This is a genomic window from Blautia sp. HCP3S3_D9 (genome assembly GCF_052063845.1).
Lineage (GTDB): Bacteria > Bacillota > Clostridia > Lachnospirales > Lachnospiraceae > Blautia_A.
In genome coordinates this window covers 1-15,479 of the sequence record NZ_JBQHWS010000087.1, presented here as the reverse complement: position 1 = coordinate 15,479, position 15,479 = coordinate 1, and the positions used below count along the sequence as shown (strand labels likewise).

General features: G+C 42.2%; 15 protein-coding genes and 1 pseudogene. 4 read left to right on the top strand and 12 right to left on the bottom strand.

Translation table 11 applies throughout. The annotated features are described in order from the left end of the window. Positions 1 to 71: 71 nt before the first annotated feature. The 12 genes and pseudogenes from ACTNES_RS14555 to ACTNES_RS14500 all read right to left on the bottom strand — a co-directional run. Positions 72 to 200: pseudogene (locus ACTNES_RS14555) on the bottom strand (Maff2 family mobile element protein); the annotation flags it as partial. A gap of 159 nt (positions 201 to 359) precedes the next feature. Beyond that, a complete protein-coding gene (locus tag ACTNES_RS14550) occupies positions 360 to 662 on the bottom strand; it encodes a hypothetical protein (protein ID WP_154433127.1) in 303 nt (100 codons plus the stop codon). Beyond that, on the bottom strand, positions 652 to 2,436 hold the full coding sequence (locus tag ACTNES_RS14545) for a VirD4-like conjugal transfer protein, CD1115 family (RefSeq protein ID WP_441039845.1): 1,785 nt from the start codon (positions 2,434 to 2,436) through the stop codon (positions 652 to 654). The genes ACTNES_RS14550 and ACTNES_RS14545 overlap by 11 nt, the downstream gene beginning before the upstream one ends. A 92-nt stretch (positions 2,437 to 2,528) precedes the next feature. Next, complete coding sequence (locus ACTNES_RS14540; protein WP_154433125.1) at positions 2,529 to 3,089, bottom strand: PcfB family protein; 561 nt, start codon at positions 3,087 to 3,089, stop codon at positions 2,529 to 2,531. Beyond that, entirely contained in the window at positions 3,090 to 3,842 is a 753-nt protein-coding gene (locus tag ACTNES_RS14535; RefSeq protein ID WP_441039843.1) for a phage antirepressor KilAC domain-containing protein, read from the bottom strand. Next, a complete protein-coding gene (locus tag ACTNES_RS14530; protein ID WP_235232796.1) occupies positions 3,814 to 4,125 on the bottom strand; it encodes a hypothetical protein in 312 nt (103 codons plus the stop codon). The genes ACTNES_RS14535 and ACTNES_RS14530 overlap by 29 nt, the downstream gene beginning before the upstream one ends. A 108-nt stretch (positions 4,126 to 4,233) precedes the next feature. Further along, positions 4,234 to 9,525, bottom strand: a complete 5,292-nt coding sequence (locus ACTNES_RS14525; RefSeq protein WP_441039841.1) for a SpaA isopeptide-forming pilin-related protein — start codon at positions 9,523 to 9,525, stop codon at positions 4,234 to 4,236. Positions 9,526 to 9,981: 456 nt separating this feature from the next. After that, a complete protein-coding gene (locus ACTNES_RS14520) occupies positions 9,982 to 10,638 on the bottom strand; it encodes a sigma factor-like helix-turn-helix DNA-binding protein (protein WP_441039840.1) in 657 nt (218 codons plus the stop codon). 510 nt (positions 10,639 to 11,148) lie between these two features. Continuing rightward, positions 11,149 to 11,385 carry a hypothetical protein gene (locus ACTNES_RS14515; protein WP_441039838.1) on the bottom strand — a complete coding sequence of 79 codons (237 nt, stop codon included), beginning with the start codon at positions 11,383 to 11,385 and terminating at the stop codon, positions 11,149 to 11,151. A 45-nt stretch (positions 11,386 to 11,430) separates the two neighbouring features. Next, positions 11,431 to 11,559 carry a hypothetical protein gene (locus tag ACTNES_RS14510; protein ID WP_268825326.1) on the bottom strand — a complete coding sequence of 43 codons (129 nt, stop codon included), beginning with the start codon at positions 11,557 to 11,559 and terminating at the stop codon, positions 11,431 to 11,433. Between the two features lie 59 nt (positions 11,560 to 11,618). Continuing rightward, positions 11,619 to 12,035, bottom strand: a complete 417-nt coding sequence (locus tag ACTNES_RS14505) for a hypothetical protein (RefSeq protein WP_441039836.1) — start codon at positions 12,033 to 12,035, stop codon at positions 11,619 to 11,621. A 15-nt stretch (positions 12,036 to 12,050) separates the two neighbouring features. Next, positions 12,051 to 13,322 (bottom strand): Y-family DNA polymerase, encoded by a 1,272-nt coding sequence (locus ACTNES_RS14500; RefSeq protein WP_441039834.1) that lies wholly within the window; start codon positions 13,320 to 13,322, stop codon positions 12,051 to 12,053. A gap of 317 nt (positions 13,323 to 13,639) precedes the next feature. Here ACTNES_RS14500 and ACTNES_RS14495 point away from each other — a divergent pair, with 317 nt between their 5' ends. The 4 genes from ACTNES_RS14495 to ACTNES_RS14480 form a co-directional block, all read left to right on the top strand. Further along, entirely contained in the window at positions 13,640 to 14,050 is a 411-nt protein-coding gene (locus ACTNES_RS14495; protein WP_441039833.1) for a helix-turn-helix domain-containing protein, read from the top strand. 92 nt (positions 14,051 to 14,142) lie between these two features. After that, positions 14,143 to 14,658, top strand: coding sequence for an ImmA/IrrE family metallo-endopeptidase (locus ACTNES_RS14490; RefSeq protein WP_235904598.1), 516 nt, complete (start codon positions 14,143 to 14,145; stop codon positions 14,656 to 14,658). 69 nt (positions 14,659 to 14,727) lie between these two features. Then, the gene (locus ACTNES_RS14485; RefSeq protein WP_004613237.1) at positions 14,728 to 15,051 is read left to right on the top strand and encodes a hypothetical protein; all 324 of its coding nucleotides are present in this window, start codon (positions 14,728 to 14,730) and stop codon (positions 15,049 to 15,051) included. Between the two features lie 124 nt (positions 15,052 to 15,175). Beyond that, the coding region (locus ACTNES_RS14480) for a flavodoxin family protein (RefSeq protein WP_418496456.1) at positions 15,176 to 15,479 on the top strand (304 nt) is incomplete at its 3' end.

The following is a 15,479-nucleotide window of genomic DNA, read 5'->3' as shown; positions in this document are numbered from 1 at the left end:
CTCGGAATATCAGTACTCCAAAGTTTCGGGCTACAATTGCCCTTCGACTTTGTGCGCAAGCTTTTCACTTACGAACGTGTCGCACGATTGTCATTTCCATAACCTTCCATCAGGTTGATGACACCCCAGACTCCAAGGCCGGCCCCGATGGCAACTACCAGTGTCTGCAAAATATTAATTGCGCTCGTAAAAAATCCCATATATTTTTTCCTCCTTCATTTGATTTTTCTTTTCTTCTTTCTTTTTCCGGTGTTCCTATCTCCCCAGGAACAGGGCGATCTGTTTCTTATCCTCATACAAACCTCCATCAAACAAAAAAATCCGCTCCCTATGGAACGGTTCTCAATACTGTCTGCTTCCTATTTCTTTACAGGCTCCACAAGCAGGAGCAGATATGCCATATGAGTTGTCAACTCTGCCATTTCATCATCGAATAAAAATGTCGAAGCTACCACCTCTCCTGCGGCATATCGGTTGTCACATCTGGACCGGAGCTTATCAATCAGCTCACCAAAATATGCTTTACACTTTTCCGTGGGGATCAATGCTGTAATCTTCTCCATATGGAGGATAAACGGAATATAATCCTCTTCAATAGAAGTAAATTCAAATACAAAGAGGGATTCACTTCTCCCCCTGCGTCTCATTGGTCTAATCCACATATCGTTCTCCTTCCTCAGCCTCTATGGCTGCAATGTCTTCTTTCGTTATTTCGTATTCATGCATTTCAAATGCTGTATCCCTGGAAATAACCAGCTTGTGTTCCAGATACTTTTCGATATCGAACTCATTTTTCCTGTTGTAATCAGAAAGTTCCTTATACCTTCTGTGCTTCGTAATATCATATTTGTCACTGAAAAACGGACGAACACCCCGAAGCTGCAGGATACACTTATTGCCATCCATGACTGCCAGCTCATCCCGGCTCATCAGATCTTTTCCTGTCTTCTGATAATTCAGTCCATAGGAGCGGTTATTCCCTCTGGTATCTGATGTGTTATACAGATCAATGGTCTCTTTTCCCAGTGTCTCGGATATCTCCTTTAGGGTAGAACTTTCTTTTCCACCAAGAAATAAGACCGTATCACAGTTGCCTATGATGGTTTCTGCCGCATCCTTATAGATTGTTTTTAGCTGGGACTGTGACTGCAAAATAATAGAAGCCGATATTTCGCGGCTTCGGATCGTAGCAATCAGCTTGTCGAATTTTGGAATCTGCCCGATATTACTGAACTCATCCAGCAACAGACGGACATGATAAGGCAATCTTCCTCCATGCTCATCATCTGCTTTATCGCAAAGCAGATTGAAAAGCTGGGTGTACATGATAGCAACAATAAAGTTGAAGGTGTCATCTGTATCACTGATAATGACAAACATGGCTGTCTTCTGGTCTCCCAGCATGTCAAGCTCCATCTCATCGTATCGTGTCAGCTCCCGAAGCTCTGCAATATCAAATGGCGCTAACCTGGCACCACAGCTAATTAAGATAGATTTGGCAGTTTTTCCGGCTGCCAGCTTATATTTGCGGTACTGGCGTACTGCAAAATGTTCCGGATTCTCCGCTTCCAGTTCCTCAAACAGTTCATCCACAGCATTTTTGAATTCTTCATCCTCTTCTCTGGTTTCACTGGCATTGATAAATTCCAGCAGGGTAGAGAAGTTCTGTTCTTCCTCCGGAGCTTCATACCAGATGTATCCGATCAGGGCGGTGTACAGAAGACGTTCCGCTTTTATCCAGAAATCCTCAGCTGCTTTTTCACCTTCTCCTTTCGTATTTGCAATGATCGTATTGACCAGTTTCAGAATGTCTTTCTCACTCCGAATATAATGGAATGGGTTGTAATGCATGGACTTTTTGAAGTTTATCGTATTCAGCACTTTGATCCGGTAACCATGTCTGACCAGCATAGTGCCGCATTCCACAATGATCGTACCTTTTGGATCTGTAACCACATAAGATACGTTATCCGGCATCTGCATGAGGTTGGGCTTCACATAGAATCGTGTTTTACCAGATCCGGATCCACCGATGACGATCACATTTTTGTTTCTTGCATACTTCGGAAGTTTCGGGCGGCTGTTCATAGTCAGCCTCTCCGTCTGTGTCAGGATGATATTATTTTCGAATACCGGATCAATGAATGGCTCAATGTCTTTTTCATTTCCCCATCTTGCAGAACCGTATTCTTCGCCCTGCCGGAACTTTTTTGCATTTTTCCCTTTCATGTACACAACACAGCGGAGAAGTAACGCCCCGATGATACCGGCTAAAAGATCCCGGATGTGGAAGCTTGGTATCCACGACTGGAAAGCAACTGGAAGATTCATCAGCATAACACCAAGCTTTTGAACCACAGTTCCGCCGATACAGTGCCGGTAAAGCCATGCACATTTCTCTACCACATAGAAAGTGATGAGATAGGGAATATTCATTGCAACCAGCTTTTTAACACTGACCTTTGATAAGCTTTGCCGGATTGCTATTTCCAGCTTTCCCGGACTTCTGGCTTTTGGTTTCTTTTTACTCATCGCTGCTGTCCCCTCACTTTCTGTTTCACTTTTTCTCTCTGGCGGTGTTTAACGTTCATCTTCTGCACAGACTTCTGCAGTTTCTTCCGCACAGAAGGCTTTTTTGATTTCTTCATGGAAACTCCTGCATATTCCTTAAATGCAGCTGTCATTACATCCACATCCTTCGCCTTAAAGAACACCAGATACCTTTGTGGTGTCACACTGTCATCCCTTTTCAGGCTGTAATCAATGCCATATTTCCGGGCAACCCGGTCAAAGGATTTGATATTCTGGTTTGTGATCTGAATATTGGTCAGCTGCGCTCCCTGTTCCTGCAGCTGCTTGATTGTCTGCTTGCCATGGGGCTTTTTCTTTTCCTGTCTTTGTTTTTCTTTTTCAATTCCACGCTCCCTGGCCTGACCCTGCTTTTCTGCCTGTTTGATCTGCGATGATTTCTGGCCTTCACGCTCTAACTCCATAAGAAACTTTCTCATGGCGGCTTTTACCATAGAAGCAGTAATCCTGGCTCCCTGTACACTGAGCGTAATAATCTTCTCATTTACCTCTTCCTGCATTTATCCACCTTCCTTCTCAATCAGGGGAAGAATTCCCTGTTCTTTTAAAAACTCATATAAAAATCTTCTGCCTTTCTGCGTCCATTCTGTCTGGAGCCTCACGACCGGACCGGTGCGGTTTGGATGCATATAGATTGTTCTGCTCTGGACATAACCTTTCCCGGCATAATCAGCATATAACACCCATTGGTCATTAACTTTATACTGGATTCTCATATCATGAAGAAGCCGGTTAAATAAAACCGCGCTGTACCCATAATCTTTTGCAATCTGAGTGACCAGAACAGATGAGGGGGAATTCATGATCAGATCCAGATAAGCAGCTTTCGGTGCCATATCTTCCAGAAGCATCTGCTGTTTGATCAGCTGGTCGCCAAGCTCCGTACATTGTTCCTGCAATTTGGCTATCTGGGAATTGGCCAGCTGTAATGCTCTTGCCATCACCTGTTCCGGCTGATTCCATGCTTTTTCCAGCTCCAGAAAATACTGGCGATACAGTTTTCCTTTCTCATTTCGAAGGAGCATACAGATGTGTTTTGCCATATCCACCGTAATATAATGATCAACACTGCATCTGCCGCCGGTACTTTTATTCATTTTTGGATAAAAGTCCTGCCCACTCTCAAAACCGAGAGCAATAATACGGTCGATCCAGACACTGTACTGTGTCTTAATACCCAGAGCCTCATACAGTTCTCTGGCACAGATTAAGGGACGGTCATTTTTAACTTCCACTCGCAGCATCGGTATCATAGCATCCGCCTCCTTTTTTCCCGCGCATTTCTTTTTGGAGCTTTGCAATACAGTATCCGATACAGGGGGTATGCTTCCCATAAGGGCAGGTTCTGCAGTTCCCTTCCTCATAATCATTTGGCTCCTTCTTTTCCTCCGGCATCAGGTAATAACATTCCGGCAGAATACAACCTTTGTTTTTGCCCTGCCACCAGTAGCAGTAATCACAAGACTTTGGCTTGTCTTCCAGATACTTTCTTCCATCAATCTTTGCTCCCGGTAATATCGTTTCTTTTCTTCCCATGTTTTTCCTCATCTTTCTGAAATGCATTAAGGGCATTCATGGATCTCCTTTCCGATTTCCACAAATGCCCTTATGCTTCTGGTTCGTCATTATTTTGTTTCTAAGTTACTATTTACGCTTTCTTCTGATTCCAAAAGCGACTCCAAGACCACCGGCACCGATACCGAGCAGGAGCAGCCACAATTTCATATTGCGTTCATCCCCTGTTTTCGGTGTATCAGCCTGAACAGCCGGTTTTGCTTCATCCACCATTGTTACATGCTGAACCTCTCCGGTATCCTTCACTTCAAATTCCACATCATTTGCTACCAGATATCCATCCGGTGCAGTTTCTTCACGAAGTGTATATTTTCCGATCGGGAGCATTTCAATATAATGTGCTTTTTTTGTGGAAGTCCAGCTTTCCACAACCTTTCCATCCTTGTCCAGGATTGTGAGTTTAGCACCAGGAAGTTCCTTCCCTGCAATATCCTGTTTAGAGATTTCCACTTTTGTCACATCATCCTTCATCTGATGCTTCTGAATCTCAGCAGTATTCTCTACGGTAAACTCTATACTTTCTGCTGTCACGTATCCATCTGCAGGCTGCGTTTCTACCAGAGTATATTTCTTACCAACTACCAGTTCTTTGATGACGTGAGCCTCTTCTGTGGAAGTCCACTCTTCAACGGTATTTCCATCCTCATCCACCAGTTTCAGCTTGCAGCCCGGAATTTCCTTTCCACCAGTCAGATCGTTCTTCGTGATCTCAACTGTCGTTGCTTCATCCTCAAAAGTAAGATCGACAACAACAGAATCTTCATTTTCACCGGCATAGGAAACAGTAAATTCCTGTACTTCCTCTGCATTTACAAATCCGGCTGGCGCATATAGCTCTTTTACATAGTATTCAGCATCAATCGGAAGATCTGCCATAAAGGTAATCTTTCCTTCAGCATCAGTTGATTTCAGCTCGATAATCTCATCTGCCTCAATCAGTACTTTTCCGGTGGTAGAAGATTTGATATCCGCTTTGGCATAAAGGCCAAAGACGCCGCCTTCCAGAACACGATCCTGATCTTTTTCCTTTTTCACAAGATTAATGATTACTCTCTGACGGTGATTCTGCCAGTCATCATTATAGGTTACAACCGGTGTATTCTGATCCACATAGCTCAGATCCACATGACGGATTTCTGGATCCAGAACATATCCGTGAGCTGTTCCCACTTCTTTGACATAGTATTTGCCCAGTGGAAGATTACTCAGTTTTGCAATGCCGGTTTCATCTGTCGTAATCGTTGCCACCAGCTCATCTGCCTTATAATAATCTTCGCTGACACCATCCGCAGCCTTGATATCTTCCTCTGCATATACTTCGAAAGTAACATCGGTCAGGCTGCCGGTAATATAATGGAAAATATGTTCCACCACACCTTTGATCTGATCTACAAGAGACACCTCATTCAGGAATTCTCCCTTTTTATTCAGGATTAGTTCTGCAACCGGCACCTCGTCTTTCATTTCCACTTTCTGGATTTCTGCAGTATCTTCAATCGTAAAAGTGATATCATTTGCAACAAGGTATCCATACGGAGCAAATTCTTCGCGAAGTATATAGGTCTCTCCAACGGTCAGACGTTTGATCACATGGGGTTCGTCTTTGGAAGATTCCCAGCTGTCGATGATATTTCCATCCTGGTCAAGTACCTGCAGGTACGCACCATCCAGTTCTTCGCCTGTGGTGATATCGGACTTCGTGATTTCCACAACTGTCGGCTCGTTTTTCTTAACTGCTTTCAACTCAACGGTCTGAATTTCCTGTCCCTGATAAGAAGCATCAAAGCTCAGGATCTCATCAGAAGAAACAAAACCGGCAGGAGCATGAAGCTCTTTCACATAATACTGTCCGAGAGGCAGATCCAGTGTACATTTTGCCTGACCATTTTCATCGGAAGTCATCTCCTGAAGCAGGGTATCTGCTTTTACGATTACCTGGCCATCTTTATTGATAATATCTTCAGCATTGTAGATTCCGAAGACAGCACCCGGTACGACATTTCCATTATCTGCATCCTGTTTCTCGACAGAAATCGACACTTTCTGTCTTTCATTGGTGAAGGACACCTGGTCAAATACAACCGGAGTATTCTGATCTGCATATACAAAAACAGCTTTTTCACTGTTCTCATTATGAACAAATCCTTCCGGCGCTTCGGATTCTTTTACATAGTATTCGCCAAGAGGAAGATTCTTCACATAAGCAAATCCTTCATCATCTGTAGTGATCTCTGCCACAAGGGCATCCTTTGCATAATACAAGGTACGGTTTCCATTTTCATCCACCTGATGATCGGCAGTATAAATATCTTCTGCAGCATATACTTCAAATGTAACGCCTTTCAGTCCACATAGCTCATACTGGAAATCATGATCATAACCGGCAAGAAGTTCTCCCTGTTTGAAAATGGTCAGTTCTCCCTTAACCGGATGATTCTCATATTCCACTTCAATAATGGCATCTTCGCTGGTCGGATCGATCATATAGGCTGTGTTGGTATCTACAGATACTGTCACATAAGCAGAAGACTGTGTATATCCCTCCGGTGCAGTCACTTCTTCGATTCTGTAATTTCCGATTTTCAAATTGTTCGGAAGGATCAGATATCCATTCGCATCGGTAAAATATGATTTGTGAACTTTGGTAGAAGGATAAGTAGTAACCTGCTCGACATATTTCTGATGATCCAGATCATATACTTTAAATTCTGTATTTGCCAGAAGCACACTCTTCTTTGTTTCATCATCTTTCTTGATGATCTTCAGCTTTGCCTCAAATTCCTTATCTAGAAGCACACGCCATACCTGCGGAGTGTCTGGGTGATTCTCATTGATTGTAACGATAAAATCATCCACCGGTTCATAGTTGTGTTTACTGGTTGTTTCTTTTACCACGTATGTTCCATACGGAAGTGGAATAGAGCAGGCATAACCCTTTTCATCTGTAAACATCTCTGTTTTTCCATCTGCTGTGATAACAACTGGATTCGCAGAAGAGAAATCATAAGACCCATCTGCTTTTACTTTCAGATCACTTGCCAGCCAGGCAGAAAAACCAACACCTTTCAAAAGATCGGCATCTGTTTTCCCGTTATTCGCTGCCTTGATAATCTGAAATGGCTGTTTGATCACATCTTCTTTGGAAATTGCTTTTCTTTCTACAACTGGTACATTTGCACCTTCGTAAGAGCAGTCTACCTCATGTTCTTCCTGATCCAGCAGATATCCAACCGGAGGAGTCAGCTCTTTAAAATAATATTTTCCCAGATACAAATTGGAAACCGAAGCCTGTCCGTTTTTATCTGTAGTCAGGGATGTGATCTGGGTTCCTTTCTTATAAAGGACACCTGTTTTCCCATCCGGATGTACAATATCCTCACGTGCAAATAAGCCATAAACAGCACCTTCCAACGTTGCATCACCCTGAGGGGTATTTCCTGTCTCAGCATCCTGTTTATGAAGGGAAATCGTTGCTGTCACTCGTTTATCGGTCACATTCATATTGGATGTTTTTCCAATATTCAATGTTACATTGTAAGCTTTGGCATCAATCGTATATCCTGTCGGAACGGAGATTTCTTTCAAATATACAACTTCCTGTGTCTTCTCAATCGTAACTTTTGATGCACCATTGGCATCCGTTGCCGGCATCTGTTTGATCAGCTGTGTGCATGCAGTATCGCTGTAGATACCATAAACCGCACCGGCCAGAGTATTAGATGTCTCACTGTCTTTTTTCAAGATAGAAATATAACATTCCTTGGTCCATGTTACTTTGAAATCCACATACTTTTCATTTCCGACACCTTCACCAAATACCAGTGCAAGATCCTGTGTGGAAGATCCTGTCGTTATCTTATAGGCAGAATACTCTTTATCAATGCTTCCTTTCATCTTTGAAGAGAATGAAGCACTCACATCCTCAGCCTGAGATAGTGGGGCAGTAAGATAGAACTGTGTTCCACCGCAGATTTCAACACTCGCACCTGCCGCACTGGTTTTGCCGGTAGTCACATTCACAAGCTTTACTCCCTGTGGAAGTTTAAAGGTAATGGTCTGCAATTCATCTGCTTTGAATGTAATCGTCTTTGTTCTCTGGATATTTCCTTCCACATAAGCTTTCACATCACTATCAGAAAAGCTCATATCCACATCCGGGATATCCGGCATATTGATACAGTAGTTATAAAGTTCCATGGCGAGAGACCGTCCGGTTGCATTGGTACCGGAATCCCAGTCACTGGATCCGTTGGCATAAGCTGCCGCAAGGTGTGTGATAATAAATCTCTTTCCGGCAGAGAAATCCGGGTGTTTTTCATCAAAGAATCCATTCTCGTCACTGGCTTTTGTTCCATAGTAACAAACCTTTGCCAGAGTCTTGCCATCAGATAATTTTGTAATAGAGTACGTACCATCATCCGGTCCATTCTTAGATGGCTGAACACAATATGCTGTCGCTTTGATTCCACCCCAGGACACATAATATGGTGCTGTAATGTAAGAACCTAATCCATAATCAGCATAATGATACCAACTGCCTCTTGTAATAGATACGGACTGGCTACCGGTTTCTGCAGCCGCTAAAAGCATCGGCATTTCAAAAGTGACCATTTCTCCGGCTTCCAGTTCATTTAAGGCAATTCCCTGATCTACCGCCTCTTCCATAACTTCTGAAAGAGTAGTACCAGTTTCCGGATCAACCGTTTCCTGGTTTTCCGTTGATTCAATCTCTGCATCAAATTCTTCCTCGGTGATTTCTTCCCCGGTAACCTCTGTTTCTATCTCAGCTTCTGATACAATTACTGCTTCATCCGTTTCCAGCTGTTTCATTTCGGAAGAATCCGTTTCCGATTCATCATCACTATCCTCAGATTCTTCTGTTTCCCCGTTACCGGAATCCTGATCCGAAGAACTATCCGAATTCACAGTAGTATCAGCTTCTTTTGAAACATCTTTTACCGTAATGTTTCTGCTGATCTGATACACCGGATGATCTGTTTTCTGGGGTTCAACAGAATATACCGTTTTATAGGTATCTGCATGATCCGTAGAAAACTCTTTCCCTTCTTCATTCTGGGCTGCCATGAGCTTCACTTTGGCTTTTTCACTGTCCGGGATCTCAATTCCAGAAAAGTCTGCTTTTACATTGAATCCAGATCCAACCGTTACTTCGATATCTCTGGCAGTTACCACTTCATCCTGATCCAGCTGATCTTTAATTTCCTCGTAATAAGGGATTCTACTGTCAGCTTCATCTGCGGGAGCAGCATAAGCAATTACCGGAGAAAGGGCATTGGTAAACAGTGTAATAGCTGTCAGCATACCTGATACAATTCTCATTGTTTTTCTTTTAAATTTCATGTTCTCATCCTTTCTTATTTGTCTATATACGAAATGTTGCAGTGTAAAATTTCATATCACTTCATTTTCCTCACATCCTCCTCTCGTTTCAGATTTGTACTATTTGGGACAGTCAGCACTCACGCAGATCTCGTGATTTCTGAGATAACAGCACAAAGATGTGGCGGTATTCACAAATCTCTGTAAACACCGCCACATGGTTTCTACTGTCATCCTCCGATTTGGATTCAGACAAATAAATATTCTATTTTGAGCATTTTCCTGTTTTCATTCCCAGACCCGTTCCTGTTTCGGTTTCCATATTTCCGAAACGTATGCTCTGGCCAGATACGCGAAAGATGCATATTCAAGCCAGGTATCATTCTGGGCAGGCTATGAAGTTTTCAAGGTACGTCGGAAATAAATCCTTATACCTATCCAAAGATTCAGAGCCTCTTATACAACATGGATTGAAAATTATTTTTTATTTCTTTTTCTTTTGACATCACTTGGATTAACTTGCATATAGTTACGGATAATCACAAGTGCTCTCTGGATCAGTCCACTAGCTGCCTGCTGAGAGATTTCGAGATTCTTTGCAATCTCAGCCTGAGATGCACCTTCACAATAATATGCAATTACTGCATATCTCTGTCGTTCATTCAAAAGATCTGAAATTTCTCTCATCATTTCATTCCAAAGCACTTTTTCTGTCATATCAGGTACACAACGGGCTTTGATACTAAAGAAATCATTCTCCTCAATATCAATAGAAATCACTTTATGATTTGACAGAATTCTCCGTCTGCTGTCTTCTACACGATCCATACCAACCATCAGCGGTAAGATGTACCAGTTTTCGTTTTCAAAAAAGTCTGCTCCAAAAGCATCTTTTCTGCCATCTACCGCGCTGTAATCATAGTCCTTACATTCATGTAAGCGAAAAACAGTTCTATGTCTTCCCTCTTCATACAAAACATATCCGTTATCATAAACACTGATTTCCACACCATCTTCGATAATTTCTTTTACAACAATTTCTGCTCCGCTATTCACTAACTCAGCTTTTCCCAGATACACTTTTTCCTCATCTGCAACCGGAACTCTCTCTTTTAATTCTTTTAATGTCATCATATGGACCACCTTTCTGCCTTGCGGCTACGGGTGATCCAGTCTGCATTTGTTTGGAATATAAAAATTGGTAGCGGAAACAGTCCCGAACCAACCCGTTTTTTTTAAACGGGAGTCCGCGACTCCACAGCTACCTTTTTCTCTGATGTGTTCTACCTCCTTATTCTCTTTTCATTGCATAATAAACAACTTTTTGAGGCCTTTCATTTTTACAGATATTCTGTTTTTCATATTTTTCCTGTGTTTTCAGAATAAAAAAATCCCTCTATTTATCCAAAGTCTCAAGGGTTCTTATACAACATGGATCTTGAAAAAAATAAAAAAACCGGCAAAACAAATGCACATGATCGTACAGAATCGAAAATGATTCCATAGACCAGTTACAAATGTTTTGCCGGGCTCTTAATGATTCCAGTCAGATTCAGCTCCTTGACAAACTCTTGATATCCGGTGCAGTCTTGATGGTTCCAGCCAAATTCACCGCCCTGCCGGATATCTCATTCTTATTCACTTTTATGATTTCTTTCCGGAAGGATTCATAAACTTCCTGGAATAAACGGACATCCTTTCTTTCAACTGTTCATCCCGGATGACCAGAGGACGGACAGAGACAATATCATCTTTTACCAAAACTTCCAATGTACTCCTGCATTTTTTGCAATCCACTTCTGAATCACTCTGTGCACTTTTCTCCAGAAATGCTCCACAGACAGAGCAGTGTACGTGCCATTTAATATTACCTGATCCCATAGGCTTCCTCCTTTAAGCAATAACATATGATCTTTCATTTATTACTCAACGGATCCAAGGGAAATAAAAATCCGCCTTATGAGCATCATGGTTGTCCATTCCGTAAGCGCCAAAGCTGCGCGGGCAATCACGATTTCCATATTCAGACTGGCTTTGACAATCTGTTGTTTTCATTTCCGCTTCCTGTCAGCTCCCACTCGACGCCGGTTTTGCGGAAACTTCCACAAAAATAATTAACAGGGTTCTTCTAATATTTCAAACACATTTCCAGACAGATCTGTAATATCTGAAATTGGTATCTCCGTATCTCCAATCCGGAGATGAATCTGCAGATCAAAGAATTCCACAGTTCCTTCAATGGTACAATGCTTTCCTTTTCCCGGAAATTCCATACTCTCGACAAAATATGTTGCCTGAATCCACATACCTGTAGAAAGATACTGTAACTTTCTATCCAGTTCCTGCTTCTTTTCCTCAGACAGTTCCTTTCTGGGTTCATAAAGGATCTCTTTTTTCCGAACCGACTCTTCAAATCCCCGAAGAGCAGCAAACGGTGAAAACTGCTTTGCCCGGTGTCCCACATCCATCTTTCGCCGGTTGGATACCGGTCTTGGCATATAAATTAATTTTGCATACGCACTTGCCATCATGATCTATGCACCTCCTTATGCACGATGACCGCCAATCTGATTATTTCGTTCTCTGTATGTAGAGCAGTCAAGCAGATTAGCTCCCCGCATAATCGCATTTTTTCCATATCTCTTTTTTACATCCAGAATAGCCTGCTGTAAGTTCTTTTCCTTTTCGACTGCAGCCGGATCTGTAAACAGATCATACTGCAGATATCCTTCCGGCATGACCCGGTTGGCGCAGATCTCGATCCTCCGGATCCCTGTATGACGGTCTGTAATTTTCTGATACAGTTTATCCACTTCATCCATGATAGTGCTGGAACTGTTTGTCAAAGATGTCAGCCGCACGGTCCCATGGGATGAAGGCCGCTCATATCGATGATCATAAGCAATCCAAAGTGTGACAGAGCCAGTGATCAATCCTTTAGACACCAGATCCAGCACAAGAACGTCTGTCATTTCCCGGACAACCACCGCTGCCTCCTCAAAAGAATAATTCCGCATAAGCACCTGCCCGTTAGACAGGCTGTGTTCCTCCGTGTGGTAATTCTTGATATCATGAATATCACAGGACTCCAGACCCCAGGCATGATCGATCAGCAGTTCTGCATCGATTCCAAACATCTTATAGAGCCAATCCTCAGATGTAACAGACGTATAAGCAATATCTCCCATGGTATGGATTCCATAACCGGCAAGTTTCTTTTCTGTTCTGGAACCAATCCTCCAGAAATCACTGAGCGGACGATGATCCCATAACTGCTGTCTGTAGGATATCTCGTTCAAAATACCAATGTGATCCTCCACATGTTTTGCCACAATGTCCATGGCAACCTTTGCCAGATACAGGTTCGTACCGATCCCTGCAGTAGCAGTAATACCGGTTTCTTTCATCACCGCATCCATAAGCTCAACCGCCATTTCCTTTTCTGTCATATGATAAAGGGACAGATAATTCGTCACATCCATAAAACATTCATCAATACTGTATACATGAATGTCCTCTTTGGAAACATACCGGAGATAGATACTGTATATTCTGGCAGAATAATCAATGTACAACTGCATTCTCGGCATGGCTGTAATATATTCAATACCTGCTGGAATCTCATGGATGCGGCACCGGTTCTTCACCCCCAGCTTCTTCATAGCCGGAGTAATAGCCAGGCAGATCGTAGACTGTGATCTTGTCGGATCCGCAACGACCAGATTTGTCTTAAACGGATCAAGGCCTCTTTCTACACACTCGACGGACGCATAGAAGGACTTCAGATCGATACAGATAAAAGACTTCTGACGTCCCATTTTTTTCACCTCTTTTGCACGAAATTGCCTATTTTCTCTTCTAATTGCTTCTTCCTGCGTCATTTATTCACATTCCAGATGCAATAATACAACTGAAAATCCGCTAAAATAGGCAATTTATAAGAGATTAATATTGACATTATAGGAAATATTGTTTATATTATATGCAAGTAATTGCTTATCTGTTGTGATTCACATTATAGGTAATCAATTTCGCATTGTCAAGAGTTAACTTGCGTATTTTAGGAAATTACTTTCCTGCTTTTGCTCCGGGATAAGTCAATCAGCCTGAAATAGCTTAGAAATGAGGTATTGTTATGACATTCGGTGAGAAAGTAAAAACATTGAGAAAAACGAAGGATATGAGTCAGACCCAACTGGCCCAGGCAATTGGTGTATCCTTAAGAACGGTAGGCGGATGGGAGAAAGAAGGACGTTATCCAAAGCAGCATGAACTTTATCAGAAACTTGCGGATACTCTGGGATGTGATGTTTCTTATCTCATGACAGAAGAGGAATCCTTTATTACAGAAGCCACAGAACAATATAGATCCAGAGGTGCGAAACAGGCACAGCAGATTCTGGAACAGGCAGCCGCCATGTTCGCCGGTGGAGAATTATCCGATGAAGATAAAACCGCTTTCATGGATGAGATCCAGATGCTTTATCTGGATTCCAAAAGACGTGCCAAGAAGTTTACACCGAAAAAGTATCTCAATGAAAAGTAAGTGTCCTTTTTATTGTACAGCATTTGGAGTACATTATACTTGTGGGGAACTCTCCGCATCTTTGAGATAACGGATCTTTTGAGGTGATTTATTTGGGAAATAGTTATATCTACGCAAAAGTGGAAAAACTGGTCAAACGCTTTAAGACCAGAGACCCTTTTGAACTTCTCGACTGCATGAACGTCGTAGTCGGAGAAACATCGAATTATAAGAAATTAAAAGGTTACTGCTTCATGAGCTGCCAGACGATCTATGTCATGATCAGCAGTTTCCTTTCTGAAGAAGAGCAGCGCATCGTTGCTGCACACGAACTGGGGCATATCATCCTGCACCGGTCACAGCTGAAAATGGCTCCCATGAAGGATGATGTGCTTTACAATATGATGGATTCTACAGAATATGAAGCCAATCTGTTTGCTGCAGATCTTCTTCTCGAAGACGACGATGTGGCTGAAATGTCCAAGAACGAAGACCTGAATTATTTTGGATTCTGTAGCAGCCTGAATGCCAGCCCGGAACTCATGAGCTTCAAGCTCTACAGCCTGATGAAACGCGGGCAGGCTTATCATATGCCGATGGAGATACAGAGTAATTTTCTGGCGAAATAGAATAAGAATTAAACAAATCGGAATTTATCAGAAAATGAGGAATAGTTGAAATGGAGGCGCTATAATAACATGAAGATTGAAGGGAACCAGAAAGAACTGGATGCAATGGTAGAATTTCATAAGGGAAACCGTGTCGAGGGGCTGAGACTGCAAGAAGAATTTGCAGCGGAATTTCGTAAGGAGTATAAAGACAAAGATCACTGTCCTTGCCTGAAAGCCTGTCGTTATCACGGAAACTGTAAGGAATGTGTAGCAATCCACAGAGCACATCAGGAACATGTTCCTAATTGTATGCGACCATTGATTAATAAAAAATTGAAATTGATGTCAGAATTAACAGAGCATACCTTGGCAAATGAAATAGAAGCTCCACATGAGATTTTAAGAAAATAGGCAAGTCAAATTCAAGTTTACAGAACTGAATCAAAAGAGCTCGAAGGAGCTCTTTTTCCTTTTTTATAATAGTATCATTATGGTATAATAGAGACATTAAAATCGGAAGTTGGAGGATACACGCATGAAAATTGTAATCATTAATGGAAGTGCCAGAAAAGGAAATACGCTGGCAGCAATCAATGCATTTATAAAAGGAGCGTCAGAAAAGAATAAAATTGAAATCATTGAACCCGACAAACTCAACATTGCACCATGCAAGGGATGTGGTGTCTGTCAATGCTCTAAGGGATGCGTCGATAAGGATGATACAAATTCTACAATTGATAAAATTGCTGCCGCAGATATGATTCTTTTTGCTACACCAGTTTATTGGTGGGGAATGTCAGCACAATTGAAACTTATCATTGATAAGTGCTACTGCCGTG

Excerpts from the sequence above, each read along its gene's own strand:
- ACTNES_RS14550 (WP_154433127.1), bottom strand. The coding sequence starts at position 662 with ATGTGGATTAGACCAATGAGACGCAGGGGGAGAAGTGAATCCCTCTTT.
- ACTNES_RS14545 (WP_441039845.1), bottom strand. The coding sequence starts at position 2,436 with ATGAATATTCCCTATCTCATCACTTTCTATGTGGTAGAGAAATGTGCA.
- ACTNES_RS14540 (WP_154433125.1), bottom strand. The coding sequence starts at position 3,089 with ATGCAGGAAGAGGTAAATGAGAAGATTATTACGCTCAGTGTACAGGGA.
- ACTNES_RS14535 (WP_441039843.1), bottom strand. The coding sequence starts at position 3,842 with ATGATACCGATGCTGCGAGTGGAAGTTAAAAATGACCGTCCCTTAATC.
- ACTNES_RS14530 (WP_235232796.1), bottom strand. The coding sequence starts at position 4,125 with ATGGGAAGAAAAGAAACGATATTACCGGGAGCAAAGATTGATGGAAGA.
- ACTNES_RS14525 (WP_441039841.1), bottom strand. The coding sequence starts at position 9,525 with ATGAAATTTAAAAGAAAAACAATGAGAATTGTATCAGGTATGCTGACA.
- ACTNES_RS14520 (WP_441039840.1), bottom strand. The coding sequence starts at position 10,638 with ATGATGACATTAAAAGAATTAAAAGAGAGAGTTCCGGTTGCAGATGAG.
- ACTNES_RS14515 (WP_441039838.1), bottom strand. The coding sequence starts at position 11,385 with ATGGGATCAGGTAATATTAAATGGCACGTACACTGCTCTGTCTGTGGA.
- ACTNES_RS14510 (WP_268825326.1), bottom strand. The coding sequence starts at position 11,559 with ATGAAAACAACAGATTGTCAAAGCCAGTCTGAATATGGAAATCGTGAT.
- ACTNES_RS14505 (WP_441039836.1), bottom strand. The coding sequence starts at position 12,035 with ATGATGGCAAGTGCGTATGCAAAATTAATTTATATGCCAAGACCGGTA.
- ACTNES_RS14500 (WP_441039834.1), bottom strand. The coding sequence starts at position 13,322 with ATGGGACGTCAGAAGTCTTTTATCTGTATCGATCTGAAGTCCTTCTAT.
- ACTNES_RS14495 (WP_441039833.1), top strand. The coding sequence starts at position 13,640 with ATGACATTCGGTGAGAAAGTAAAAACATTGAGAAAAACGAAGGATATG.
- ACTNES_RS14485 (WP_004613237.1), top strand. The coding sequence starts at position 14,728 with ATGAAGATTGAAGGGAACCAGAAAGAACTGGATGCAATGGTAGAATTT.